The following is a 23,860-nucleotide window of genomic DNA, read 5'->3' as shown; positions in this document are numbered from 1 at the left end:
TTCGGTCAAATGGCGGAGAGGGTGGGACTTGGGGTGGGGCCATCTAGTAACCGTCTGGAAATACTAATGTTATTGATATTAAAGCATTTTTTAAGGGGCCTAGGGGTACACAAAGGTAGTACACATGGTTCTTTCAATGTCGCGTCCATCTAAGCATCCCAAGACAGGTATCTTTCAGTTCCGGAAGCGCGTTCCAGATGCTCTCCAGCTTCTGGTAGGCAAGATTGAGGAGAAAGTCAGCCTCGGCACTCGCGACCCTGCCGAGGCGAAGATTCTCCATGCGCAGATGCTGGCGGAGGTCGAGGAGCGGTGGCGGCTGCTGCGCGCGGGAGTACAGAGCCTGAACGAGAAGCAGGCGGCTGCGATCGGTGGCGAGATATACAGGCACCTTGTCGCGCAGCACGAAGACAATCCGTCCAGAATGCCGCTATCGATGCTCCTGCTCGATCAGGCGCGACATCAGCCGAAGAAGGTGCAGGTCACACTGCTGGGGAGCGATGCTGAGAAAACCCGGCAGGCATTCCAGGCGATGCTGGAACGCAGCGACGAACGAATGCGGAGGTTCGCCGACGACTTCTTGTCGGGCAAGGGACTACGCATTGACGAGCCGAGCATGAAGATGGTGCTGGCACGCGTGACACAGGCCGCAATTCAGGCGCGGGAGCATATCTGGAAAATGGCTGGCGGCGACTACAGCCCTGATCCAAACGCGAACCGCTTCCCGCATTTCGATATGCCGCAGCAACCGCAATCTAAGCCAGCACGAATCGACTCGAATTCGAAGTTCCATCTGGTCCAAGTTTTCGAGGGATATGCGAAGGAAAAGTCGATCTCCCCGACGACATATTCCCAGTGGAAGGCGATCATCGAAAAAATCGCTGCTGAGGTTCCGGATTGTCGCGAACTCACGAAGGAATGGGTGATCGACTGGAAAGACAAGCTTCTTGTGCAAGGCTTGCAACAGAAGACCATCAGGGATCGGCACATCGCCGCGCTTAAAGCGGTATGCACATGGGGCGTGTCGAATGCGCGTATGTCGGAAAATCCATGCGCGACGGTGACTGTCTCGGTTCCTCGCAGGATCGTGACGCGCAGCAAGAGCTTCACAGCGCCGGAAGCCGCCAGCATCCTCGCGGCCACGCTTCGACCAATGTCCGATCGGATGACGAGCGCGATGCGCGCAGCGCACAGATGGGTGCCGTGGTTGTGTGCCTACACAGGTGCTCGCGTCGGCGAAATCTCGCAGCTCCGGAAGGAGGACGTGCAGTTGCACGAGGGACACTGGCTCCTATGGATCACGCCAGAGGCCGGGTCGACAAAAGACGGCAATCCTCGCTTCGCCGCACTCCATCCTCATCTCTTCGAGCAAGGATTCGTCGAATTCGTCCAACGCCATAAGGCTGGGCCTCTCTTCTGGGACAAGGGGTTGGCCCGCACACAGAACCCTACGCATCCGCAGCACAAGAAGGTCGGCGAGAAGCTATGCAAGTGGATACGTAGCAAGGAGGTCGGCGTGACGGATAAGCGCGTCCAGCCCAATCACGGCTGGCGGCACACCTTCAAGACGCGGGCGCGCGCGGTTGGAATGGATGTCAGCATCCGCGACTACATGCAGGGACATGTGCCGCGAACCGAGGGCGAAGGGTATGGCGAGTATCCTCCGGAGGCGCTGGCACGAGAGATCGCCAAGCTGCCACGGTTTGAGCTCGGATAATCCCGCTATGCTGCAGCTATATCAGCGACGAGTGATCCGAACAGGGCTTGAATCTGCCCCAGTGCTTCGGCATCGTCCATCAGCAGTTTCCTGACCGCGCTTTCGTACTGTGTTCGCCCTTGGAACCCGAGCCGGATCGCGATCTCCCGCAGTGCGGGCGTCTCGCGCACTGGATATCTTGCTATGATCGATTCAAGGTCGCCGTCGTTGCATGCTTGCGTCAAGCGCGCGACCTCTTCTGCGACAATCGCTTGTACGTCGATCGTGATTTCGATCGGCTGCGCCTGAGCAATGTCAGAACGTTTCGGCAGCCTGCTCATCATGGTCTGCCGAACAGCGGCTTCGATCACCCGTTCTGAGAGGCGTTGAATATGCGGTCGAACCGCATCAACAGCGGCCTCCTTGGCCTGTGCAAGCAACTCACCAGCGTCTGCGCCGGTCATCTCGTGCTGCCGGATCGCAAGATATTCCAGAACCAGGGCGTGGTAATAGAGGGATTCGACAGCATAGACTGGTACTGCGTAGACACCCTTAGCTTTCAGTTCGGCAATCACGTCTTCCGGCCGACGATCATTGTCCACGATGCCAAACGCCCGCAACCAATGAAGATTGTCCGCGTCGCGGATGCTTGACACGGCGTGTTCAACGTCACGGCAGCTCGACTTAGGGATGACCGAGACCTGAGGAAACAGCAGGCTATAGAGGGGCTTATCGAGGCTGCTTTCGGTCCCCTCAACGAAGAGCAACTTTCGACGACTGCCAAGCACATCCTGCTTCAAGTGGTCATCAATCTCGTCGCTTGCTTCCAGTAGATCTGCATCCCAGTTCGCCACATTCGAGTCATGATATGTGCATCCTCGAATCAGGAGTGTTCTTGCCTCCGGATTATCCAGAGGCAGCATGACATCGTGAGTGGAGATGACGAAGGCGCAGTCAGTTCGCTTCGAGAAGAGAAGCGTGAGCAAAGGCGATATGATGGAACGGTGAAGATGGCGCTCAGGCTCATCGATAAACAGGATAGATCCAGGCTTGCACGTAAGAACGCTTGCCGCAATCAGAAGGGCATTTCGCTCCCCGTCCGAGAGTTCCGAGATACTGTATTGCGGCCCGCCATTTCGTGACGCCATGACCTGTTCCGCCTCCCGGACAGATATCGCGACCGGGATATTCGAGAGGCGAAGAAGCTCGTTTATAATCTTGATCGGCGCGTCCTTCTTCGACAACTCCACCGCGAGGTCCACATCCTTGTTGTCGACTGCTCCCGCGATTGAACGTGCTCTGACATTCTCAGCATCAATGAGGTCATAGATCGCAACACTCGCCCTCTGTGCCGAGTAAGGATCCTTCCATCGCGACTGTGGGTTCGCGTCCTCATTGAGGATATACGACTCAGTGTTCTTTTTGTCGTGTGCTGACAGGGTGATCGCGTTGGATTCAAACCAGGTCTGGCGATGCGCCGAAATCCTTCGACCATTTTGCCGATGGGTAGAGTAGAAGCGTTGCAGCAAGCTAGACTTCCCGGTGCCATTCGCGCCGAGGATGTAGAGAACCTGGCCGACATCGACAGTGAAGCTTAAAGGCTGCCCGGTAGGCAAAGGCAAGGATAGGTCAAACGGCATCTTGTTCATGTTCCCGAATCAGTTCTACGACTCTAGGCTGTTTTCTTGATATTTGCATGCCTGAGCATTCCGGTGGCTTGACCTGCACCCGCCGTCAGATGAGCATAGAAAAACCGCCATCAATGGGTTGCGAGCCCTCCGGCGGTTTTTCTTGGAGATGTTCTCAAATGTTGAACGACATTGCTGACATTGTAAAGCCGCCGTTGACAACGGCTTGAGGGCCGGGGGCGAAATATTCGCTCCGGACGACCTCGCAAGCTCCTCTTTTGAAAATCTAATTGTTGACAACGTGGTTGTGCAGATCGAACGCTGCAATCCCGGCGGGATTGCTGCGCGCGCACTGGCGGGCGTTTCCAGGGCCGCGACCGCGTCTGGACGCGGTGTGAAGACGCACAATTCGGTGCTGAAGTCCAACTCGGGCTGGGCGATCGATCCAGTCGCCTGGGCGCGGCGTGCTGCGGCGACGGCGAAACTCATGGAGCAGAACGACCGCATCGCCGAGGCGCTGCAGCGCGCTGGCGAGGATGTCATCCGGCCCGGCGGAGTGACGCTGATTTCCGCTGTCACGAACGTCATCGAGACGCAGCGTGTCTTCCGTGCCGTCCGTTTCCTGCCAGTCGTCGCCGCCCGCGACAGACGGCCAACGGTGAACGGGCTGAAGCTTTTCATTCACGAGCATCCTTGCGCGAGGTACTTCCGCTACGCGGTCATGACGTGCGCCGAGCCGGTTCCCGCCTTCGGCGATCTTCGGGGAGCCATTCAGGAGCTGTCACGTCGTATATCGTCGTGGGCTTATGAAGTGAGCACGCCGGACAAGAACGGCGAGTGCTACGACATCGAAGTCCTGTATCGCGGCATCGAATTCACCCGCGCGACCGCTGCCGAACGCGATGCTGACGCTGCTGAGCGCGGGAAGACATCGGACCTGTCGGCACGGTACGGTGCGGACACGGTGCTGTATCACGTCCACGCCAACGTCCTGTACTGGCCGAAGCGCAACATCTCCAAGCTGTGGCCGGAATTCCTTCGCTACACCGAAAAATTCATGGACGCGCACTGGCGTGACAACGGTCGTGTCGAGAAAGTCGAGGAGATTGTCAAATATTGTAGCAAGCCAGCGGATACGCTTGCGGCAACGGACGACGAACTCGTCTGGCTCTACAGACAGACGCGGCTGCTGAAAATCTGCCAGCCGCTGGGAGAGTTCAAGACATGGATGAAGGGGCTCAAGGATCGCCGCGAGAAGGCCGTCCGAGTCCATGTCGGACACGGCGACGGCACGTTGATGCGTGTTAAGAAGGGCAGGCGCGGCGGTGCCGACGAGAACCCTGCCGACGAGGATGGCAATGTCATCGAGCGCGATGACGACCAGGCCGCCGACGAAGCGACGGACAAGGGTTCCGACGAAGCTCCGGAGTCGACTCTGGAGAGGCCAACGCGGCTGGGCGACGGCGGTCCAGTGGCGAACGTCGTCATCGGCCTCGCGCTGCCGCAGTGGCGGCACACGCCGTGGGCTGAGCCCATGATCATGGTCCAGAACTATGACCCGCTACGGCTGTCCACCGAAGACGGGGCTGACATCCGCGAGTGGCAGAGGCAGGCGCGCGAATGGTGGGACGACGCGTTCGCGCCAGAGCCGGAAGAGGCGCTGCGCGTGGCGAGGATGGCCATGGATGCGGTCGCATCGGCGGACGATATCAGGGCGGCTGCGGAAGCAGCACCCTATATCGTTCACACATGTAGCTCAACTGTCCAAACGGGACAGGCGGAGCTGCCCGACGAAACCGTGCATGACATCGACGACACCGACTTGAAGGAGATTGCGGCGATATTCGGCGGCACCGTCGTCCGGCTGAAGCCTCGACCGCCGACCGAAGACGACGAAATCCCGTTCGAGTCGCCGGAGCGTGAGAAGCGACAGGCCGCAGTGCGGGAAAGCCTTGCCCGGAGCGAGGCCCGCTGGGCGGAATGGCGGGCATCTGCCGCCGCCCACGATTGCCGCGCAGCGGCGTGATGTCGGGTAGCCCCGTCATCACCAAGGGCAACGCCCCCGAGCCGCGTCCAGAGGCGAAGTCACCGAGCGGCAGTCTCCGACTGCCTCGTCGCATCCGGCGACGACAAGGCCCCCGCTAGGTCCGGCGGAAGCCTCCCCGAAGGGCCGACGACTTGAGAGAATCGAAAGTCATTAGTCGGTCACTAATGGGTTGTTTTCGGCTCCGCCGGCGCTGACCATCTTCTGAAGCAGGGAGGGTTGTCATGGCCTACGGTGATGTCGTTCAGAAATGCTTCGTTTTCTATCGTGCTTGGCCGCCGCACTTTGTCAGTTACGAACAGATCAAGGGCGCGACTGTTGAGCACGTCGGGCGCAATCGTGTTCTCGTCTATCATCCACGATCGGGAAAGATAGTCCGGAAGAGCCTGACGGCGAAGCGGATCGAGATTGTCACGCGAGACGGTCGCGACCTCGTCGCTGAATGGCGCGAAGTGCCAGGGCAAGACTGATGTCCTTCCAGTTCGTTCACCTTGAGGCATTCTCCCGCAAGGGCGACGGCAAGGGCCGCTCTACTGGCTTCGTCCTCGCCGAAGCCAGGCGCGATCTATCTGCTTCCGTCCACGTTGCGAATCCAGCGATGCCCGCCGTTGTTTTCGGCTCAACGATCGACGAGGTGGAACGGCTGCACGATGCTACCGCCGATGCCGCGACGACAACCCCGAAGGGCGGCAAGCCCCGCCGTATCCAGAAGACCCAGCACACGCTCATGACCGTGGTTGCCTCGCATCCGTACTCGATGGAAGAGGTTTACGCCGATCCGGAAAAGCGACGTGAGGCAGAGGAATGGGAGCGGCGAACTGTGGCGTGGCTGCGGTCAGTGTACGACGAGAAGCTCGTCTCAGTGATCCGCCACGAAGACGAGTCGCATTTCCATATCCACGCCTATGTCGTGCCAGACGATCCGGCCATGCGTGCAGCGGCACTGCACCCGGGGCAGGTGGCCAAGGCCGCAGTGATGTCGGCCGGTCCTGCCGAAGGCGAGGACACCAAGGCCCTGAACAAGCGCGGCGATGCGGCATATAGGCAGGCGATGCGGGAATGGCAGGATTCCTATCACGAAACCGTCGCTATCCCCTGCGGTTTGACGCGCCTCGGCCCACAGCGCCGTCGCCTGTCGCGCGTCGAATGGCAGGCCGAGCAAGTCCAGGCCAAGGCGCTGCGCATCACCCTCGATCGGGCCAGAGAGATGAAGCGCAAGGGCGAATCCTTTGTCGCGGCGACAAAGGAAGATGTCGCCGCGCTGAAGGCTGAAGCGGCTGCGGCACAGGCCGAGGCCGCCCGTCAGATGGAGGCCGCGAAGATTGCCCGGGAGGCTGCCCTTGCGGCACAGGACAAGGCCGTCGCCGAGCAGCGGAAGGCGCGTTCCATGATGGCTCGTGCGCGTCAAGAGGCCGCTCGCGTCCGCGAAGCGAAGGCAAGGCTCCAGCGGCTGCCGGGCGCGCTGCGTAGCATCTTCGACGGCTTCAGGAAGTCGAAGGTCGCGGCCCGCATTCGCGCTGCCGTCGAATCCGAGATGGAAGCGCTACGGCGAGCCGTAGCCGATGCCGCCGATCGGGCTAGCGCCGCCAGCGCCGCGCAGCAGGCGGCTGAGACGCGGGCGAAGAGCCTGCGGGAGAACCTTACAGAGACCGGGCGCGAACTGGCGACGGCCAGACGTGAGCTTGCCGCGCTCCGTCCGCCGGAGCCGGAACGAGCGCCGGGGATTTCGACGCCCGCTCTTCGGCGGCAGTGATGTGCCGTTTCGGATGTTCCAGCGCATATTCACGATGAGTGTTTACAACAGCTCAATGAGCTGTTAATATTCACATCGATTGGTATAAGGAACTCAATGTGATGAATGGCAGTCAGCTTCGAGCGAAAGTTTCCGCTTGGAATCTTTCTCAGACGGAATTCGCGCAATGGCTCCAGGTTTCACCTGGTGCGGTCACCCAATGGCTTGCGGAAACGCGAGCTATTCCGGGGCCGGTGGTTGCCTTCATCAAGCTTTTTGAAAGCCTGCCGTCGTCTCTGCAAACCCTCCAACTATCTCAAGTGAAAGGACATTCAGATATGGAAGGCATGTACGTAATTGAATTCGCGGGTTCGGCTGGCGTTGGCGGCGCGACCCTCACCTTCAAGGATGGCAAGGTCTACGGCTTTGATCTCGGCGGCGGCATCTACGATGGCCACTACCGCGCAGGAGCGCAGCCGGGTACGACCGAAGTCGAAGTCGTCGTGAAGATGCCTGCGGGTAGCCCTTCCGTCATCCGCGGCATCGTCCAGCCCTTCGACTGGACTGTGATCGCGAAGGCAACCCTTCCGAACAACGTCACGAGTGCCAATGTTCAGGTCCAGACCAACATGGGCGAAACGCTCGCGGCGAAGTTCACGCGCATGCGTGGGCTGCCGCTCGCGGCCTAACGCTCGCCTCTGCAACGGCTGCACATCGACAGGCGGCGACCGCCGGGCTTCTGGCGGCGCTGCCCCTTTCTGTTCCGGAAACCTCCGAAAATCCCGATTTGCCTAAAATTCGTGCGTCAGAGAAGGCCGCACAGTGCGTTCGGCGCGTCCGGACGTATTCGGACACGTCCGATTTCGACGTCGAATCCTGCTCCCGGTAGTCGCGGCGCCCGCTCCGCGTTTGCGCCGGTCCTCGCCGCCTCGCATCCTGAAAGGGTGCACAAGGCAACGGAGGACCGGGCATGTCGGAAGTCAACGAGCGTATCGAGTACGTCTATCAGTCCGCGCTCTGGCTCGCCGAAGGCGTGCTGATCGATGCCTGCGAGAGCTGCTGGCCAGCGGAGCAGATTGCACAGGCTGCGCAGGAGTGGCATCGCACGCGGGAACTTCTGGCGATGTCGAAACGGTGGCGGGAAAAAGTCCGCCCGGGTGATGTCGAGGCCGCCGATGAATGACAAAAAGCGCCGTCGCCGGACATGTCTGGATGAGATGCGCCGCGCTCTGGCCGAACGCCAGCGGCAACGCCGGGGTGGCGATCCGGCGGGCAAGGTCTTGCTCCAACTGGTCACGCTGCTGTCGGGAGCGCTCGCCATGATCCCACCGACACCGATGCCGGCTTTCTCGTTTCCCTCCCGTCCGGTCCGGCAGCCCTCCTCGTCGATCGACGAGGACAGGGGACCGACCGCCTACGCTATGGAGCGCGGGATTGACCCCGCATACTACGAGACCACAGGCCCAAGGCCGAAACCACGTCCGTCTTGGACGCGGTTGGTGCGAGACCTGAAGCGCCCTCGCGCCGCCGAAAAAGCGCGTGCGGAAATCGAATCCAGAGTGCCGCCGGCCGCGCTCGACTGGCTGCGCGAGGCGATCGATACCGGGGAACACTGGCAGCTCTACAAGGTCGGGCGGCAAGGCTCGACGGATGCCGAAATCGCCGTCGCCGCGCTGGACGCATCCGACGCTTGGAAGGCCGAACGGCATCACGCTGCGGCTCCAGAGACGGAACCCCCGGAGGACACAGCCGACGACAAGAAAGGACCGAACCCATGACGAACGAAATCATTAGCTCCAGCCTCGTCGCCTTCCTGGATCGGGTTGGACTTCCCGCATCCGCTCGGGATCGTGTGATCGCCATCGACCGGGAACTTGCCCGCGAACTTGAAAGCGACCACCCGGACACGGATGGCTGCGCGTCCCTAGTCTTGGAAGCGGCGGACCTCATCGCATATGGCGGCCCGCTCGGCTTCGACTGGTCCGGCTGGGGCGACGACGATCCAACCGAGTACCCGGAAGAGGAGGAGACCGACCATGTATAATCTGGTCATCGGAGTGGTCGCGGGCATCATCCTCGGCGTGCTGTCAGTCGCCGGGGTCTGGTATGGCGGCGCGGTCTACGAGCGAGCACGGCTCCGATCCGAGTTTGTGGCCGTCGTTGGACAGCAGCAGCAGATTGCGGCGGCGCTCGATCTCTACGAGACGGACGGCGGCCGCGTGTCGTCCCTCGGCAATGACGGGGCGGCTCTCACCGGGCTCCTGGAATCCGGCTTCCTGCACGCACCCCCTCCCGGGACATGGCGCATCCGGCGCGGCGGAGAGCAGGTTTGGAATCCGCTGAGCATCCAGACTCCAGAAGCTTGCGCTTCGATGAATGCGTTCGCAGGGCTCCCGGAAGTCTGTCCGCCATGTGACAGCGAGACGCTTTCTCGCTACCCGGCATGTGAACTGCCGGAGGGCGAGGTATGAGGACGGCTGTTGTCATTCTCGCCGCTCTCGCGGCTCTCTCGAACGAAGCGTCGGCCGGGACGTTCGTGCTGCGCTCGTCGACGACGGGCGTGATCGCCGCCCCGGTCGCGGTTCCTTCTCCTGAGGAGCCGACGACACCGCTGCCGCCGGAGTCTCCAGCGGGCTTCCTGTTATCCATGACTGGTCAGACATCTGTGGCAGCGGGCGCGGCGCTCGATCTGCGTCCGGTCGTATCCGGAGCTTCCGGCTTGGTGTCGTATTCATATTACGGCCGACTGCCGCTCGGAGCGACATTCGACGTTGCGACAGGGAGGGTCGCCGGACGGGCACTGATCGCGGGAAGCTTTGAGGTATGGATGTCCGCGACGGATTCAAGCGGCACGGCGCTAACGGCGGAGATTGTGATCGTCGTGACCTGATGACATGGAAACGGGGCCCATCGGCCCCGATGTCCACTTTCTAATGCATTCTAAGGGGTCGTACAGCGCTTCTAGCGCGTTGGGTGGTATCTATACCCGCCCCCGCGCCGATCATCGGATTTCGCCATCGCCCCAGTCCGAGTCGCCACCAGCCCGAGCGGCGAGGTCAGACATTCTTTCCGCGAAGTCGTCGTCCCAACCGTCGGAGCCCACAAACTCATGAATGTGGGCGGCGGCGATCGTTGGATGGGTGGTTTCGACGTCCTGATTCGGAATGTTGCGGGCACGCATCCCACGCTCGGTTTCCTGAATGGTTTCCCACACGCCGAGCAAGTCGGCCCGAATCTCCATGAGGCGTTTATCGAGATCCTTCCCGCCGGGCCATCCAAGTGCGCCCAGCCGTTCGAATCCTCTGGCGGCGTCCCGGATTTCATCCATCAGGCGATTGTAGCGTTCGAAGTTCAGTGGGAACTCGGCTGTCGGGATGTTCGTGATGTCGGTCATGTTCTTCCTTTCATTCATTCAACTGCCCTGATCGCCGCTCGACGGGCTGCGATCACAGCAAGGCGGCAAGCCTCATCCCATGATGATGAGCGTCCCTCCGCAAAGGTCACGCCGGTCCTATTGCGGGTGCCTGTGACGCTGTAGTGCGTCGGTCCGGTACGCCCCGGCTCGCCAATCACCAGCATGTCGTAGGTGTCCTCCTCGCCGTCACCGACGATGAGGAGGTTCGTCCATGTGCTGTGAGTATGGCTGCCGGCGACGGTGTCGTCGCGCTCCCATTGGAGAAGTCGAGGAGCCTGCATCATGCCTCCTCCTTCTTCAGCATTGCCTCAATGGCACTGACAACGTGGCTACCGCTGAGGGTGAAGCGCGTCACATGGTCGGTGCCAACGACAAGAAAACGCGCCTTCTTGCGGATCTCACAATCCTCATCAAGTGAGCATACGAGGTCATCCATCCGGTCGAGGTAGCGGTCGTAGGTCTCCTTGAGCGCTTTGAACTCGGCAACGATGTGGTGGGCGATGATGCAGTTCGTATTATGTGACATGACGGTCTCCTTTTCTGTCTGTCGATCATCCATGACGCTGGAGAGCGTGGCGAATTTCTCGGGATTAATCGAGGAATTTCATATCCTTGAGGCGTGTCCAGTCTGGCTTCGCAGCGGTCTTGAATCCTTGCCGGAAAGGACTCGAAGGGCATCGAATCCTTGCGAGGGCAAAACGAGTCCTTGGCGAGTCCTTGGAAAAATATTTCAGGCAGTCCGCGAAAAAGTTTCCAGAGCACGAACGCCACGCTGCTGGACGACCTGAGCCAGTTCCTTCGCGGTGCCGGGGATGCGAGTGCGGCGGACGAGGCGTTGCGCGCCCGACTTCCGCTCCCGGATCAGGATTTCAGCACGGTAAAAGAGAGTGCCGACACCATCTGTATGTACGGTTTCGATGATGAGGACATCGATCGCGAGCCCGCGAATTACGGTGGTCGTCGTCTTCATCCGAAATCTCCATAACTCATTGAAAACACGAATTTTATAGCAGATTTCGGGAGTCGAGCCCAGGACGATCGGAAATGATTTCCAGGTTCCCGGAAACAGGGCGTCGAAGTCGTTAACGTGATTCAGATTGGCACGACGGCTAGGCAGGGGTTGACGTTCGACCGGGCGGCATAGGCTCTTGTCCCGCCTTGGCCAGAATGGGCATGGCGGTGCCCGTAGGGCATGAAGAGCCGCCCGGTCGGATGTCACCGAGCGAAAAGGTTCCGCGACTAATCGGGAAGCCCGGTCGCCGTAGGGGATCGGATCGAGACAGGCGGCTCGATCCGAAGGGGTGGAGATTCGTCGTGGAAGAGAGCGAGGCTACCCGTGCCGGATTAGGTGAATCGATGAGCATATCGGAGCCGTCAGCATAGCGCCGCTGGAAGCGGGACGGCGGGAATTCGCGCATGCTTCGTCGGTTCCTGAGGCAGCCGCAGGAAGTCCAGCATAGCGCCGCCGTTTCGGCGGGGACTGGGATCGACTGCCTCCGTCGAGGCATTCCAAATTGTTGACACCTCAAAATAGGCGTCGTACCGAATGTTACGGATAAACCGTGGCCCACAATTGTGGTACACACAGCCTCAACCTCGGCTTTAAAAGTGCTTTATTTTCAATAGCTTGAGATTTATGGCGGAGAGGGTGGGATTCGAACCCACGATACCCTTGCAGGTATGCCGCATTTCGAGTGCGGTGCATTCGACCACTCTGCCACCTCTCCGCATGCGCGAACGCTTGCGTTGCGCGCTCCTCTTAAACATCAATGGCCGGGCTGACAAGCGGAATTTGGTGTTTGTGTCACAAATTATTCGTCATGCACGAGGTCAGGAAGAAGGCTTGTGAGTCTGGCTGTTTGGTGAGTATTTTTCAGGTGGCGCGCCTCGGCACTATCAGGTGCACGCCGCGTTCATGCAGCACTTTCAGAGCCGCTTATAATGCCGCAGGATTTCCAGAATCTTTCCGTCCTGTTCCTCATTCGGCAGAAGGGCCGGCTGGCGGCTGGCGCCGACGGAGGGGTCTTGCAGGTAGAGCGAGCGCTTCACCATGGCGGGTGCGAAGCCGAGGGCGTAGAGATCGGTGCGGAAATTGGCATAGATCGCCTGCTGGCGTTCAGCCTTGGCGATATCGCCGGCGTTGAATGCGTTGAGAATGCCGGCAAGCACATCCGGCAGGGCGTTGCCGAGGCCGGAGATGCAGCCTGCGGCACCGTTCTGTAGTGACCAGAGCACGAGGTGATCTGGGCCGGAATAGACCTCGAAACCGGGCATGTCCTTCGCCACCTGGAGATAGGCCTCGAGCGTCTGCTGCGCGCCGCCGGAATCCTTGATGCCGGCGATATTGCCATGAGTTGCAAGTTTGCGAGCGGTTTCCGGCTCGATGTGGTTCTGGGTGCGGGCGGGAATATCGTAGAGATAGACCGGCGTTTCCACGGCATCGGCCACCGTCGAGAAATGCCCGATCAAACCGTCCTGCGTGCAGGCGATGAAGAACGGCGTAATGACAGCAATGCCATCGACGCCGATGCGGTCGAAGGCTTTGGCAAGTTGCAGGGTTTCGAACGTGGCCGGCATGCCGGCATTAACGATCACCCTGGCGCGGCCGGCCACCTCGTCCACCACTTCTTCCGTCAGCCGAATTTTTTCCTCGTGCGTCAGTGCGGTGAAATCGCCGTTTGTGCCGGCGCACATGATGTTGTTGCCGGCCGCCACCTGGCGGCGCACCTGCGCGCGGGTCGCCTCGTAATTGATGGTTTCGTCCTCGTTGAAACAGGTGACGAGCGCGACGAAAGCTTGTTTGCTCATGGGAGAACTCCGCTGGAATTTTCAATGGTGTGGCCGGCTGTCTCTTGATGCCGGGATTGCATATCGGGGTCGGGATCGAGGCTGGCGGCAAGCAGCGCGCGGGTATAGGCCTCACGCGGGGCCTCGAACACCTGCCGCACCGTACCGAATTCCACCACCTCTCCGCGCTGCATGACCATGACGTGATCGGCAAAATCCCGAACTACCGGCAGATCATGGGCAATGAAGATGAAGGAGAGACCCATGTCGCGGCGCAGCCTGTCCAGGAGCGCGATGACCTGCGCCTGAACCGAAACATCGAGCGCCGAGACCGCCTCGTCGCAGATGATGAGCTTCGGCTCCAGCGCCAGCGCGCGGGCAATGGCGATCCTCTGGCGCTGGCCGCCGGAAAACTGGTGCGGATAGCGGCGCATATGTTCCGGCGAAAGGCCCACCTGCTGCAGCAATTCTCCGGCCCGTTCGCGCCATTTCGCTTTCGGCAATATGTCGGGATGGATGACCCAGGCTTCGGAGATCAGCTGGAACACCGTCATGCGGGGGTTGAGCGACTGGGTGGGATCCTGAAACACCATTTGCAGATCACGCCGGAGCGCAAACAGTTCCGCCGGCGACAGCTTGAACAGGTCCCGTCCCTTCCAGACGGCGCTACCCGCATCCGGCTCATCAAGCCGCAGCAGAATGCGCGCCAGCGTCGATTTGCCGGAACCGCTTTCGCCGACGACGGCGATCGTCTCGCCTGCCATCAGGTCGAAGGAAACGCCCTTCAGCGCTTCGAATGCGCCGTAACGCTTTCGCACATCGCGCACGCTGAGCAGCGGTTCGCCCGTCGCTTCTGGCTGATGCATGTCGCCCTTTCCGGGAGCAGCATTGATGAGCTTGCGCGTATAGGGATGCTGCGGATTGCGGTAAACCTCGCGAACCGTGCCGGCTTCCACCAGCACGCCTTTTTCCATCACCACCACCCGGTCGGCAATTTCGGCGACAACGCCGAGATCGTGGGTAATGATGAGTACGGCCATGCCGGTTTCCTGCTGCAATTCCTTGAGCAGTGAAAGCACTTCCGCCTGCACCGTCACGTCGAGCGCGGTGGTCGGCTCGTCGGCGATCAGGAGATCGGGCCGGAGTGCCAGCGCCATGGCGATCATCACCCGCTGGCGCTGGCCACCGGAAAATTCATGCGGATATTTCTTCAGGGCACCGTCGGGATCGGGAATGCCGACGCGTGCAACGAGCCGCCTCGCCTCGGCCTCGGCTTCCGTCTTGCCCATGCCGTGGGTGGTCATCGCTTCGCGGATTTGCCAGCCAACGGTATAGACGGGATTGAGATGGCTGAGCGGATCCTGAAAGATCATGGCGATGCGCCGGCCGTTGATCTCCCGGCGGGCCTCATCCGGCATCGTCAGCAGGTCTTTGCCGTCGAGCAATATCTGGCCGCCGCTGATGCGGCCGGGCGGCATGTCGATGAGGTTCATGATGGCCGAGGAGGACACCGACTTGCCCGAACCGCTTTCACCGAGGATCGCCAGTGTTTCGGCGCGGTCAATATGGTAGGAAATGTCCTTTACCGCATGGACGACACCGCTTGCGGTGTGGAACTCCACGGAGAGATTTCGCACGTCGAGAAGATGGTCAGCCATTTTTGCGGCCCTTCATTTCCAGCCGCCAGCGCTGCACGGGGTCCAGCGCGATGCGCAGCCAGTTGGACAGCAGATTGAGCGACAGGGTGGTGAGAATGATGGCAAGCCCCGGCCAGAAGGACAGCCACCACGCATTGGTGAGATACTGCCGCCCCTGCGAAATCATCAGGCCCCAGGTGATTTCCGGCGGCTGAATGCCGATACCGAGGAAGGACAACGCGCTTTCCGCCAGCATTACATAGGCGAAATCGAGTGTCGCAAGTGTCGTCAGCGTCGGCAGCACCACGGGCAGGATGTGGCGAAACAGGATGCGTTTGCCGGATGCGCCCATGACGCGGGCGGCCTGCACGAACATGCGTTCGCGCACCTCCAGCACCTCCGCCCTTGTGGTGCGGATGTAAACGGGAATGCGGGTAATCGCCAGGACGAGCATCAGGTTGAGGATGGAGGAACCGAGCAGATAAAGCACGATGACCGCGATCAGCAGCGAGGGGAACGACATGATAACATCCGCCAGCCGCATGATGATCTGACCGACGCGATTGGAGGAGAAACCGGCGATTAGACCAAGCACGGTGCCGGTGACGGCGGAGAGAAGGACGGCGCCGGCAGCGATCATCAGCGTATTTTGCGTTGCGGCGACGATGCGCGCCAAGAGCGAGCGGCCAAGCGCATCCGCCCCCAGCCAGAAATACCATTCCCGCTGCCAGTCAAAGGGCGCAAGGTTGCGTCCGCGCAGGTTTTGTTTCGTCGCGAGATCACCAAGCCAGGCCGGACCAACGACGGCAAGGACAACGACAATAACGAGGAAGATCGCGGCGCAGAACGCGAATTTATCCGCCCATAACATGCGCAGCATGCGTGTTGCGAAGGAGGGCTCGTCGATGATCTGGGTATCGGCGTTCAAAAGGCTCATGGCTGAACGACCTCCTCAGTGCCGGATACGTGGATCGAGCAGCGCATAGGCAATATCGATCAGAAGGTTCATCAGGAAGATGGCCAGCGCGGTGACAAGAATGGCGGCCAGCACGACATTGAAATCCCGCTGGAGGATGGAATCGATCATCAACTTGCCGATACCGGGAAAACCGAAGATGGTTTCGACGATGACCGCACCGTTGAGAAGACTTGCTGCCTGATCCCCGATGACGGTGATGACCGGCAGCATGGCGTTGCGCAAAGCATGGATAAAGATGATCGGCCCGGATTTTACGCCCTTGGCGCGCGCCGTCTTGACATAAGCCGACGACAAAGCGCCGATCATCGAACCACGCACGACCTGCACGATGATGCCGAAGGGACGCACGAAAAGTACTGAAATCGGCAGGATCCAGTGCAACACAGAGCCGGTCCCCGATGTGGGCAGCCAGGCCAGATTGACGGAAAAGACCACGATCGCCACGATCGCCAGCCAGAAATCCGGAACCGATGCACCGATTAGTGAAATGGTCGAGGCCATGCGGTCGAAGAAGCCCCCCGACCGGAAGGCGGCAAGCGAGCCGACAACGATGGCCGCGGTGGTGACCAGCGCCATGGTGATGACCGCCAGCCAGAGCGTCCACACGAAAGCTTCGAGCACGACATCCAGCGCCGGACGGGCTTTTCGGAGTGATTCTCCCAGATCCCCCGTCATCACATCGCCAGCATAACGCAGGAACTGCACCATCAGCGGATCATTCAGGCCGTGCAGCGCACGAAACTGCTGCTTCAATTCCTCCGAAGCCTCAACCGGCAGAAACAGCGCGGCCGGGTCTCCCGTCAGGCGGGAGAGGAAGAAAACCATCACGATGAGGCCGATCAGGGAGATCAGGCTCGCCACGGAACGTTTTCGGATGAAGCTCAGCATGGTTGCCTCCGGTTTTTCAACACGGCGGCGAAACTTCAGCTTCGCCGCCGTTTTTCGCTTGATAGGACAAAGGCTTTACTTGATGCCGATTTCCGAAAGCTGCAGCATCGAGTTGGTGGCGATGGTGGGCTTGAAATCCAGACGTTCTGCGACGCGGGAAAAACCGACCATGTGGAACAGCAGCACATCCGCCACCACGTCATCATGCAGGTAGGCGATGAGTTCGGACCAAAGCTTGGCGCGATCGTCGCCGACGGCAGCCGAAGCACGTTCGATCAGGTCATCCACCTTCGGGTCAGAGAAGCCGGATTGCGTGCCCTTGGTGGCGTATTTGAAGAACATGGTGAAGGACGGGTCGCCCTTGGAATTGTCGTGCATGGCGGCAACGATCTGCGGCCCGCGACCTTCCTTGAAAGGCTTGGAATAATAGCTCTCGTGCTCGGCCACTTCAACGAATTTCAGATCGATCTTGAAGCCGACTTCCTGCAGCTGCTGCTGGATAGCCTCCATGATCTCAGTGACATTGGGGAAATTCGCGGTGCGCGCGATGATGGTGATAGGCGTATCCACTTTCACGCCGGCAGCCTTGGCTTCCTCGAGCAGCTTCTTTGCGCCATCAGGGTCGTAAGGGAAGACCTTGACGTCGGGGTTCCAGCCAAGAGTGGTCGGCGGAACCAGCGCCGTTGCCAGCACCGCACCTTCGGGCACAAGCGTGCCCAGGAAGGCCTGCCGGTCGATGGCGAGGTTGAGTGCGCGGCGCACCCGCACATCGTTCAGCGGCGCGATATTGTGATCGAGGCGCATATAGACCGTTTCACTGTCGAGATAGGAAAAATCAGTCTTCGGGTTCGTGGCATCGAGCTGGGAAATGGAAGGCGACAGATCGGCCTCACCCGTCTGCACCATGGCGGCGCGCACCGAGGGATCGGCGCGGAAGAGATAGGTCGCTTCCGTTACCTGCGGCTTCTTGCCCCAATAATCATCACGCGCCGTCAGAACGATCTGCTGGCCCGGCGTCCAGTTGGTCAGCTTGTAAGGACCGGTGCCGACAGGTTCGCGGATGAACTCCATCTTGGTTTCTTCTGGAACGATAGTGACCAGCGACATCAGCAAAGGCAGAATGGGCTGCGCCGGGTCGGTCTTGAAGTCGATCGTGTGATCGTCAACGATCGAAGGCGTCACTGTCATGCCACCGAAATAACGGCGGGACTCGCAGGCATTCTTGTCGCTCATGATGCGCTCGAAGCTGTGCTTCACATCCTTGGCGTCAAAACCCGTACCATCGGAAAACTTCACGCCCTGACGCAGATGGAAACGCCAGCTACCATCCGCGTTCTGTTCCCATTTTTCGGCAAGGCGCGGCTGCACGCCATTCTTGCCGCGCACATCAAGCTCGGTCAGCGTCTCGCTGACATTTTCCATGATGATGCGACCGATGTTGGACCGCGTGGCCATGCACGGCTCCAGCAGGTCCGCTTCTTCCGCCAGCACGATCTTGATCGGCCCCGATGCCGCAAGCACCGGCGAAACCGCGGCGCTGAGGGAACCCAGAACAAGGGCGCCCGCAATCAATGACTTCTTCATTCCGTTCTCCTCCCAGATCAGAAATTCAGCAACATGGCGGCGCACCGCAAGGGGCATTGTGAAAAGCCCCGTCTCCTGCATTGAGGAGCATGGCGTGCGGATGACTGTCTCCTCCACCCGTGAACAGAGCATCGGCGTTATCGTATTTTTTGTCAATTTATTTTTCGAAGGCATTTTTTATTCACACCAAAGCTCTCATTTTTATCATTTAAAAACAATTATTTAATCTTAAAAATCAAAAACTAATCATTCTATTTTTCCATCAAATAAACTTGACAACTTTTCGAATATGTCATTTTCATCAGGACAAGAGGAGACCACGATGACCCCTGATGACATCGCTCACGCCATGACCGGAGCCATGCACGCCGTGTCGGAAAACCGGCAGGAAGCGTTCCTGCCATCGCCGATGATTCAGAACCATGCGAGCTTCCTGCATCTTCTCGATGATGGCACGTTGCTCTGCGCCTGGTTCGGCGGCACACTGGAAGGAAAGTCGGATATTTCGATCTTCGCTTCCCTGCTCATATCAGGCGCGACCAGTTGGGGAGCTCCGCAGCGTCTGAGCCACGATCCTGCCCATTCCGAACAGAACCCGGTGTTCTTCACCGCGCCGGATGGCGCGTTATGGCTGTTTCACACCTCCCAGCCTTCAGGCAATCAGGATGAATGCCGCATCCGCATGGCGCGTATTCACCGCGACGCGGCGGAAGCGGAAAAACTCACATCCGAGGAAGGGCGCTTCCTTGATCTTCCCAAGGGCTGCTTCATCCGCGCGCCGCTTCGCCTCCGCGATGACGGTGCCTGGCTCCTGCCGATTTTCCGCTGCATCCAGCGTCCCGGCCAGAAATGGAACGGCAGTCACGACATGGCCGCGCTTGGCATATCGACGGACAATGGCGCGACATGGACATTGCAGGAACTGCCCGACTCGACCGGCTGTGTGCATATGAGCCCCGTCGCGGTACAAGGGGAGCGCTACGCCGCCTTCTTCCGTCGTCGCCAGGCGGATTTCGTCTATCGCACGGAGAGTGCTGATGGCGGCCGCTCCTGGTCGAAACCGCAGCCGACCGACGTGCCCAACAACAATTCGTCCATTGCCGTCATCAGGCTCGCTGACGGCCGGCTGGCGATGATCTGCAATCCCGTTAGCGCACAGGAATCCAGCGACCGGCGCGCCTCGCTCTATGACGAGCTGGGTGAGGAGGACGACAGGCCGGATGCCGATCCGAGCGGCGGATGCGTGCCGATCTGGGGCGTGCCGCGGGCTCCGGTTTCCATCTGCCTTTCCACCGACGACGGGTTGAGCTTCCCCACCCGCATCCTGATCGAGGATGGGCCGGGCACCTGCCTTTCAAACGATTCGACGGATGGCCGCAATCTGGAAATGTCCTATCCATGGCTTCTGGAAGCGCCGAACGGTACGCTGCACGCAAGCTACACCTATCATCGCCGCGCAATCAAATATGTCCGGCTGGCGCCCGGCTGGGCCGAGGTTAAGGACGAGGGAAAAAGATGAGCAACATCATTGGCATCACCATGGGTGACCCGTGCGGCGTCGGCCCCGAGATCACCGTTCGGGCGCTTTCGGACATGTCCGCTGCGGATCGCGCCGCAACGCGGATTTACGGAAACCTCCCCACACTGGAAGCCGCACGGGACGCGCTGGGTGTCGATATCGATCTCACCTCCCATGTGGTCGACCTGCCGGTGGAAGGCGCGCCGCTCCCATGGGGCACGCTGTCGCCGGTCGCGGGCGACGCCGCCTTCCGTTTCATCGAAAAAGCCGTGCGCGATGCCGAAGCCGGCGCAATCGGCTGCATCGTCACCGCGCCGATCAACAAGGAAGCGCTTAATCTGGCAGGCCACCATTATGATGGTCACACCGGCATGCTGCGCAGCCTGACCGGCTCATCCGCCGCCTATATGCTGCTCGCTTCCGAACGGCTGAAGGTAATCCATGTATCAACCCATGTTTCCCTGCAGGACGCCATTCGCCGGGCGACGACGGAGCGGGTGCTGGCGACCATTCGCGCCGGCAATGCACATCTGAAGCGCATCGGTTACGAACGGCCGCGCATCGCCGTTGCCGGCATTAATCCACATTGCGGCGAAAACGGTCTATTCGGCACCGAGGATGACGATCACATCGCACCGGCGGTCGCAGCCGCACGCGCCGAAGGCATCGAGGTGCAGGGGCCGATTTCCGCCGATACCGTGTTTCACAGGGCTTATTCCGGCGCTTTCGATCTCGTCGTCGCGCAATATCACGATCAGGGCCATATCCCCATCAAGCTTGTTGCCTTCGATACCGCCGTCAACGTCTCCGTCGACCTGCCGATTGACCGCACGTCCGTCGATCACGGTACTGCCTTCGATATCGCCGGCAAGGGCATCGCCAATCACGGCAACATGAATGAGGCCATCGCCTATGCGCGCAAGCTCGTGGCGGGCAAGGCCCGGAAGGGATGAGCACCATGTCCACAGCTCCCATTCTCATCCACCAGCCGCGCAGACTTGCCGTCGGTGCTGGCACGATTGCGCAGGTCGGCGCCTTCGCCGGCAAAAACGCCTCGACCCTGGTGATCGCCACGCCTTTGACAGCTAAATTTGTCGACCGGCTGCAATTGCAGGGCCCTTTCACCGTGTTCGATGCCATCCCTGGCGAACCGGATACCACTACACTCGATGCAGCACTTGCTGCCGCGCGCGCGGCCCAACCGGATCTTGTTGTCGGCCTCGGCGGCGGTTCTGTCATGGATGTCGCAAAGCTTGTCGCAGCGCTGTGGAACTCCGGCCAGAAGCTTGAAGACGTCGCCGGGCCGAACAGGGTTGCCGGACGGGATACACGTCTCGTGCAGATTGCCACCACCGCCGGCACCGGTTCGGAAGCCGGTATCCGCTCGCTCATCACCGACCCCGTCAAGGGTAGCAAGATCGCGGTCGAAAGCCCTTATCTGATTGCCGATTTTGCCGTTCTCGATCCGGAACTCACCTATTCCGTACCACCGGCCGTGACCGCAGCGACGGGGGTGGATGCCATGGCCCATTGCGTGGAGGCCTTCACCAACCGTAAGGCCCATCCGATGATCGACGGTTTTGCCCGCATGGGCTTTGCGCTGGTCGGCAAATATCTGGCACGCGCGGTTCGCGATGGCGCGGATATGCAAGCGCGGGAAGGCATGATGCTCGCCTCCTATTATGGCGGCATCTGCCTCGGCCCGGTCAATACCGCCGCCGGCCACGCCATTGCCTATCCGCTCGGCACGCTTCTCAACCTGCCGCACGGGCTGGCCAATGCCATCGTTTTTCCGCATGTTCTGGCCTTCAACCAGCCCGCCGTTTCGGAGAAGACGGCGGAAGTGGCCGGCGCGCTCGGTCTGAGCGATCATCTCTCGCAGGACGATCTTCGCAAGGCGGCGGCGGGTTTCTGCGCCGGGCTCGGCATTGAAATGTCACTCGCGCGGCATGGCGCGACGGAGGGCGATCTGCCCCGTTATGCCGAGGACGCCCATGCCATCCGCCGGCTGATGGACAATAACCCTGTTGATATGAGCCTTGAGGACGTGCTCGGCATCTACCGCCACGCCTTTTGAGGACAAACCGGTGCGCGGGTCAGGCGCACCGGCCCTGGGACTCGGCCTTAATCCGCGTGGGACGACTCGAACAGGCGGTCTCGTGATCCCGTCAGGTGCTGGAGCATCAACTGACGGGCCGCTTCCGCATCCCCATCTGCGATAGCTTTTGCAATCGCCTCATGCTCGGCGAAAACACGCGTCAGCCCGGACGCCTCCCGCTTTACCGACATGCCGTGAAACTTCATGCCCACCGCAATATGGTCCTTAAGTGCCTCCATGGCGGTGGAGAAATAACTGTTCCTGGCCGCCCGCGCGATCGCGAGGTGAAACTGGTAATCGGCGTCCTCGCGGTGGGACTGGCGATTGGTGGCGTCCCGCATCAGTTCAAGCGCCTTCCTGATCGCCGCCAGCCTTTCGGCATCGTGCCGCAATGCCGCCGCAGCGGCCGCAGCCGGCTCCAGCGTCAGCCTGAATTCATAACAGTTGAGAAGGTCCGCAACATTTTCCAGCTGGCCGAAACCGAGCGGCTCGCGCAGGCCGAACGCCCGGACATAGCTGCCGGAACCCCTGCGGGAATAGATGAACCCCTGTTCCCGCAAGCGCCGCAGCGCCTCGCGCACGACCGGGCGCGAGACTTCGAATTCCATGGCGAGTTCATGTTCCGTCGGCAGCCGCTCATCCGGCTTATAGGCACCGGATTTGATCGCCCGGTGCATTCTCTCGAAAATAATGTCCGGAAGTGCTTTGCGCGCCGTTTCTTTCATCAGCCCCATCTGGTCAGCTCTCTCCAGCGTCGTTTTCGCCAAGCATCATTTTCGCAATCCGTTTCAACGTGTCAGCTTGCCCAAAACCACCGGACTTCGCAATGATGCATTGGTCTCCGGCCCAGCCGACACCGAGACCCGGCAGGCATTCGCCGGCAAGACGCAGCCGCGAAATGCCCATGGCCCGCAATACGGCTTCGGCAGTCGCGCCGCCCGACAGAAGCAGTCGTTTCGCCCCGGCGGTGAAATGCGGCACGACGCTTTCCGCCAGATGATCGGAAACCGCAAGCGGCGAGAGATCGTCCGCCCCCTGCGTTGCCTGAACCAGGTTCAGATCAGCCTCACCGCTGGCTTGATGCGGCACGGTGCCATTGGGCGCCTCGATGATCGAGACATTCCCGACACGCCTGAGAACGTCGATCTGCCCGACCGTAATCGGATCGCGCGAGCCGATGACAAAAACACCCTTGCCGGGTGGAACGGTCACCGCCTGCGGAGGACGTTCAGCCACCATCGTCTCCGCCAGCGCTTCGGCGAGCCCGCGCGCACCCACCAGAAAGTCAACCCCGTCTGCCTGCGCGGCGACAAGCGCTCCCCGTATATCGGCCTGTGACAGCGTATCCGGTATCGTACAACGAGCGGCATGCACTCCGAGTTTCGCAGCAATCGGAATGGCGATTTGGACGCCGAAACCGGAAACGGCCCCGCCGGTGACGATGCGCCCAAAATCGGGAATAGCGGGGGCGACCAGCGCCTGCCGATAGGAAATCGCGTCCATTTCCGCCGCAATATGTCCCTTCAATCGGGAATCGATCTTCTTGAAAAACATCGTCCCGGCCGGAACCATTGCCATCAGGTCCCGCGTGCGGCGATGGGCTTCCTCCGCTTCGCCATCGCGGCAGCCGAGATTGACGCTGAGGACCGCGGGCGCAGCCACAAGCGCTTCGCCAACACCGTCAAGCCCGATCGCAACCTCGGTCGCCAGCCCGCGCCCGGCGAAGGGGGCTGCGGCATCGAGCGCACCGGTCAGATCATCGGCGAAAATCAGCAGCACGGGCGGAGCCTTCAAAAAAGTTGTAATGTTTTACCTCGATAAATTTATTTATAATCAATAGATAAAAGGATGTGAAT

25 protein-coding genes and 1 tRNA gene are annotated in these 23,860 nt (G+C 60.4%); 13 read left to right on the top strand and 13 right to left on the bottom strand.

The features are described from left to right. The first annotated feature begins 124 nt into the window (after positions 1-124). Complete coding sequence (locus tag NYR50_RS19865; protein ID WP_418137977.1) at positions 125-1,714, top strand: DUF6538 domain-containing protein; 1,590 nt, start codon at positions 125-127, stop codon at positions 1,712-1,714. 5 nt (positions 1,715-1,719) lie between these two features. Here the strand turns inward: NYR50_RS19865 and NYR50_RS19860 are convergent, their stop codons facing one another. Further along, positions 1,720-3,342 carry an AAA family ATPase gene (locus NYR50_RS19860; protein WP_418137976.1) on the bottom strand — a complete coding sequence of 541 codons (1,623 nt, stop codon included), beginning with the start codon at positions 3,340-3,342 and terminating at the stop codon, positions 1,720-1,722. Between the two features lie 286 nt (positions 3,343-3,628). Between NYR50_RS19860 and NYR50_RS19855 the strand changes: the two genes are divergently transcribed. The 9 genes from NYR50_RS19855 (at position 3,629) to NYR50_RS19815 (ending at position 9,987) form a co-directional block, all read left to right on the top strand. Beyond that, positions 3,629-5,347, top strand: coding sequence for a hypothetical protein (locus tag NYR50_RS19855; protein WP_418137975.1), 1,719 nt, complete (start codon positions 3,629-3,631; stop codon positions 5,345-5,347). A 242-nt stretch (positions 5,348-5,589) separates the two neighbouring features. Beyond that, positions 5,590-5,835, top strand: a complete 246-nt coding sequence (locus NYR50_RS19850) for a hypothetical protein (RefSeq protein WP_418137974.1) — start codon at positions 5,590-5,592, stop codon at positions 5,833-5,835. After that, on the top strand, positions 5,835-7,118 hold the full coding sequence (locus NYR50_RS19845; protein ID WP_418137973.1) for a hypothetical protein: 1,284 nt from the start codon (positions 5,835-5,837) through the stop codon (positions 7,116-7,118). The genes NYR50_RS19850 and NYR50_RS19845 overlap by 1 nt, the downstream gene beginning before the upstream one ends. Before the next feature lie 326 nt (positions 7,119-7,444). Continuing rightward, the gene (locus tag NYR50_RS19840) at positions 7,445-7,786 is read left to right on the top strand and encodes a hypothetical protein (RefSeq protein WP_418137972.1); all 342 of its coding nucleotides are present in this window, start codon (positions 7,445-7,447) and stop codon (positions 7,784-7,786) included. 281 nt (positions 7,787-8,067) lie between these two features. Next, entirely contained in the window at positions 8,068-8,280 is a 213-nt protein-coding gene (locus NYR50_RS19835; protein WP_113048387.1) for a hypothetical protein, read from the top strand. Beyond that, positions 8,273-8,875, top strand: coding sequence for a hypothetical protein (locus NYR50_RS19830; protein ID WP_418137971.1), 603 nt, complete (start codon positions 8,273-8,275; stop codon positions 8,873-8,875). Before NYR50_RS19835 ends, NYR50_RS19830 begins: the two co-directional genes overlap by 8 nt. Beyond that, positions 8,872-9,141 (top strand): hypothetical protein, encoded by a 270-nt coding sequence (locus NYR50_RS19825; RefSeq protein ID WP_418137970.1) that lies wholly within the window; start codon positions 8,872-8,874, stop codon positions 9,139-9,141. Before NYR50_RS19830 ends, NYR50_RS19825 begins: the two co-directional genes overlap by 4 nt. Next, positions 9,134-9,568: a hypothetical protein gene (locus NYR50_RS19820; RefSeq protein WP_418137969.1), complete on the top strand. Its 435-nt coding sequence runs from the start codon at positions 9,134-9,136 to the stop codon at positions 9,566-9,568. Before NYR50_RS19825 ends, NYR50_RS19820 begins: the two co-directional genes overlap by 8 nt. After that, on the top strand, positions 9,565-9,987 hold the full coding sequence (locus NYR50_RS19815) for a hypothetical protein (protein ID WP_418137968.1): 423 nt from the start codon (positions 9,565-9,567) through the stop codon (positions 9,985-9,987). The genes NYR50_RS19820 and NYR50_RS19815 overlap by 4 nt, the downstream gene beginning before the upstream one ends. 111 nt (positions 9,988-10,098) lie before the next feature. On the opposite strand, the gene NYR50_RS19810 is transcribed toward NYR50_RS19815, so the two are convergent. The 10 genes from NYR50_RS19810 to NYR50_RS19765 form a co-directional block, all read right to left on the bottom strand. Beyond that, a complete protein-coding gene (locus NYR50_RS19810; RefSeq protein ID WP_418137967.1) occupies positions 10,099-10,491 on the bottom strand; it encodes a hypothetical protein in 393 nt (130 codons plus the stop codon). A gap of 14 nt (positions 10,492-10,505) precedes the next feature. Next, entirely contained in the window at positions 10,506-10,796 is a 291-nt protein-coding gene (locus tag NYR50_RS19805; RefSeq protein WP_418137966.1) for a hypothetical protein, read from the bottom strand. Further along, complete coding sequence (locus NYR50_RS19800) at positions 10,793-11,038, bottom strand: hypothetical protein (protein ID WP_418137965.1); 246 nt, start codon at positions 11,036-11,038, stop codon at positions 10,793-10,795. The genes NYR50_RS19805 and NYR50_RS19800 overlap by 4 nt, the downstream gene beginning before the upstream one ends. A gap of 204 nt (positions 11,039-11,242) precedes the next feature. Then, positions 11,243-11,482: a hypothetical protein gene (locus NYR50_RS19795; protein WP_418137964.1), complete on the bottom strand. Its 240-nt coding sequence runs from the start codon at positions 11,480-11,482 to the stop codon at positions 11,243-11,245. Between the two features lie 667 nt (positions 11,483-12,149). Further along, positions 12,150-12,239: transfer RNA gene (locus tag NYR50_RS19790), tRNA-Ser, on the bottom strand. A 199-nt stretch (positions 12,240-12,438) separates the two neighbouring features. After that, positions 12,439-13,320, bottom strand: coding sequence for a dihydrodipicolinate synthase family protein (locus NYR50_RS19785; protein WP_174010530.1), 882 nt, complete (start codon positions 13,318-13,320; stop codon positions 12,439-12,441). Then, positions 13,317-14,957 (bottom strand): ABC transporter ATP-binding protein, encoded by a 1,641-nt coding sequence (locus NYR50_RS19780; RefSeq protein ID WP_174010532.1) that lies wholly within the window; start codon positions 14,955-14,957, stop codon positions 13,317-13,319. Before NYR50_RS19780 ends, NYR50_RS19785 begins: the two co-directional genes overlap by 4 nt. Beyond that, positions 14,950-15,873, bottom strand: a complete 924-nt coding sequence (locus tag NYR50_RS19775; protein WP_174010534.1) for an ABC transporter permease — start codon at positions 15,871-15,873, stop codon at positions 14,950-14,952. Before NYR50_RS19775 ends, NYR50_RS19780 begins: the two co-directional genes overlap by 8 nt. Positions 15,874-15,888: 15 nt before the next feature. After that, a complete protein-coding gene (locus tag NYR50_RS19770; RefSeq protein ID WP_174010536.1) occupies positions 15,889-16,803 on the bottom strand; it encodes an ABC transporter permease in 915 nt (304 codons plus the stop codon). A 75-nt stretch (positions 16,804-16,878) separates the two neighbouring features. Then, positions 16,879-18,387, bottom strand: coding sequence for an ABC transporter substrate-binding protein (locus NYR50_RS19765; RefSeq protein ID WP_174010537.1), 1,509 nt, complete (start codon positions 18,385-18,387; stop codon positions 16,879-16,881). Between the two features lie 322 nt (positions 18,388-18,709). Between NYR50_RS19765 and NYR50_RS19760 the strand changes: the two genes are divergently transcribed. The 3 genes from NYR50_RS19760 to NYR50_RS19750 are packed head-to-tail and all read left to right on the top strand — an operon-like array spanning position 18,710 to position 21,983. After that, complete coding sequence (locus NYR50_RS19760) at positions 18,710-19,906, top strand: sialidase family protein (RefSeq protein ID WP_174010538.1); 1,197 nt, start codon at positions 18,710-18,712, stop codon at positions 19,904-19,906. Continuing rightward, positions 19,903-20,859 carry a 4-hydroxythreonine-4-phosphate dehydrogenase PdxA gene (gene pdxA, locus NYR50_RS19755; RefSeq protein WP_174010539.1) on the top strand — a complete coding sequence of 319 codons (957 nt, stop codon included), beginning with the start codon at positions 19,903-19,905 and terminating at the stop codon, positions 20,857-20,859. The genes NYR50_RS19760 and pdxA overlap by 4 nt, the downstream gene beginning before the upstream one ends. After that, on the top strand, positions 20,856-21,983 hold the full coding sequence (locus tag NYR50_RS19750) for an iron-containing alcohol dehydrogenase (RefSeq protein WP_174010540.1): 1,128 nt from the start codon (positions 20,856-20,858) through the stop codon (positions 21,981-21,983). Before pdxA ends, NYR50_RS19750 begins: the two co-directional genes overlap by 4 nt. Positions 21,984-22,030: 47 nt before the next feature. Here the strand turns inward: NYR50_RS19750 and NYR50_RS19745 are convergent, their stop codons facing one another. Together NYR50_RS19745 and NYR50_RS19740 are read right to left on the bottom strand one after the other, a co-directional pair. After that, positions 22,031-22,738 carry a FadR/GntR family transcriptional regulator gene (locus tag NYR50_RS19745; RefSeq protein ID WP_174010760.1) on the bottom strand — a complete coding sequence of 236 codons (708 nt, stop codon included), beginning with the start codon at positions 22,736-22,738 and terminating at the stop codon, positions 22,031-22,033. A gap of 4 nt (positions 22,739-22,742) precedes the next feature. Continuing rightward, complete coding sequence (locus tag NYR50_RS19740; protein ID WP_174010541.1) at positions 22,743-23,783, bottom strand: four-carbon acid sugar kinase family protein; 1,041 nt, start codon at positions 23,781-23,783, stop codon at positions 22,743-22,745. Positions 23,784-23,860: the final 77 nt, after the last annotated feature.

This window comes from Agrobacterium sp. El2ro-1b (assembly GCF_048298475.1).
Taxonomy (GTDB): Bacteria; Pseudomonadota; Alphaproteobacteria; order Rhizobiales; family Rhizobiaceae; genus Agrobacterium; species Agrobacterium fabrum.
Note: the sequence above shows the minus strand (reverse complement) of the source record. Positions and strands in the feature narration are given on the sequence as shown.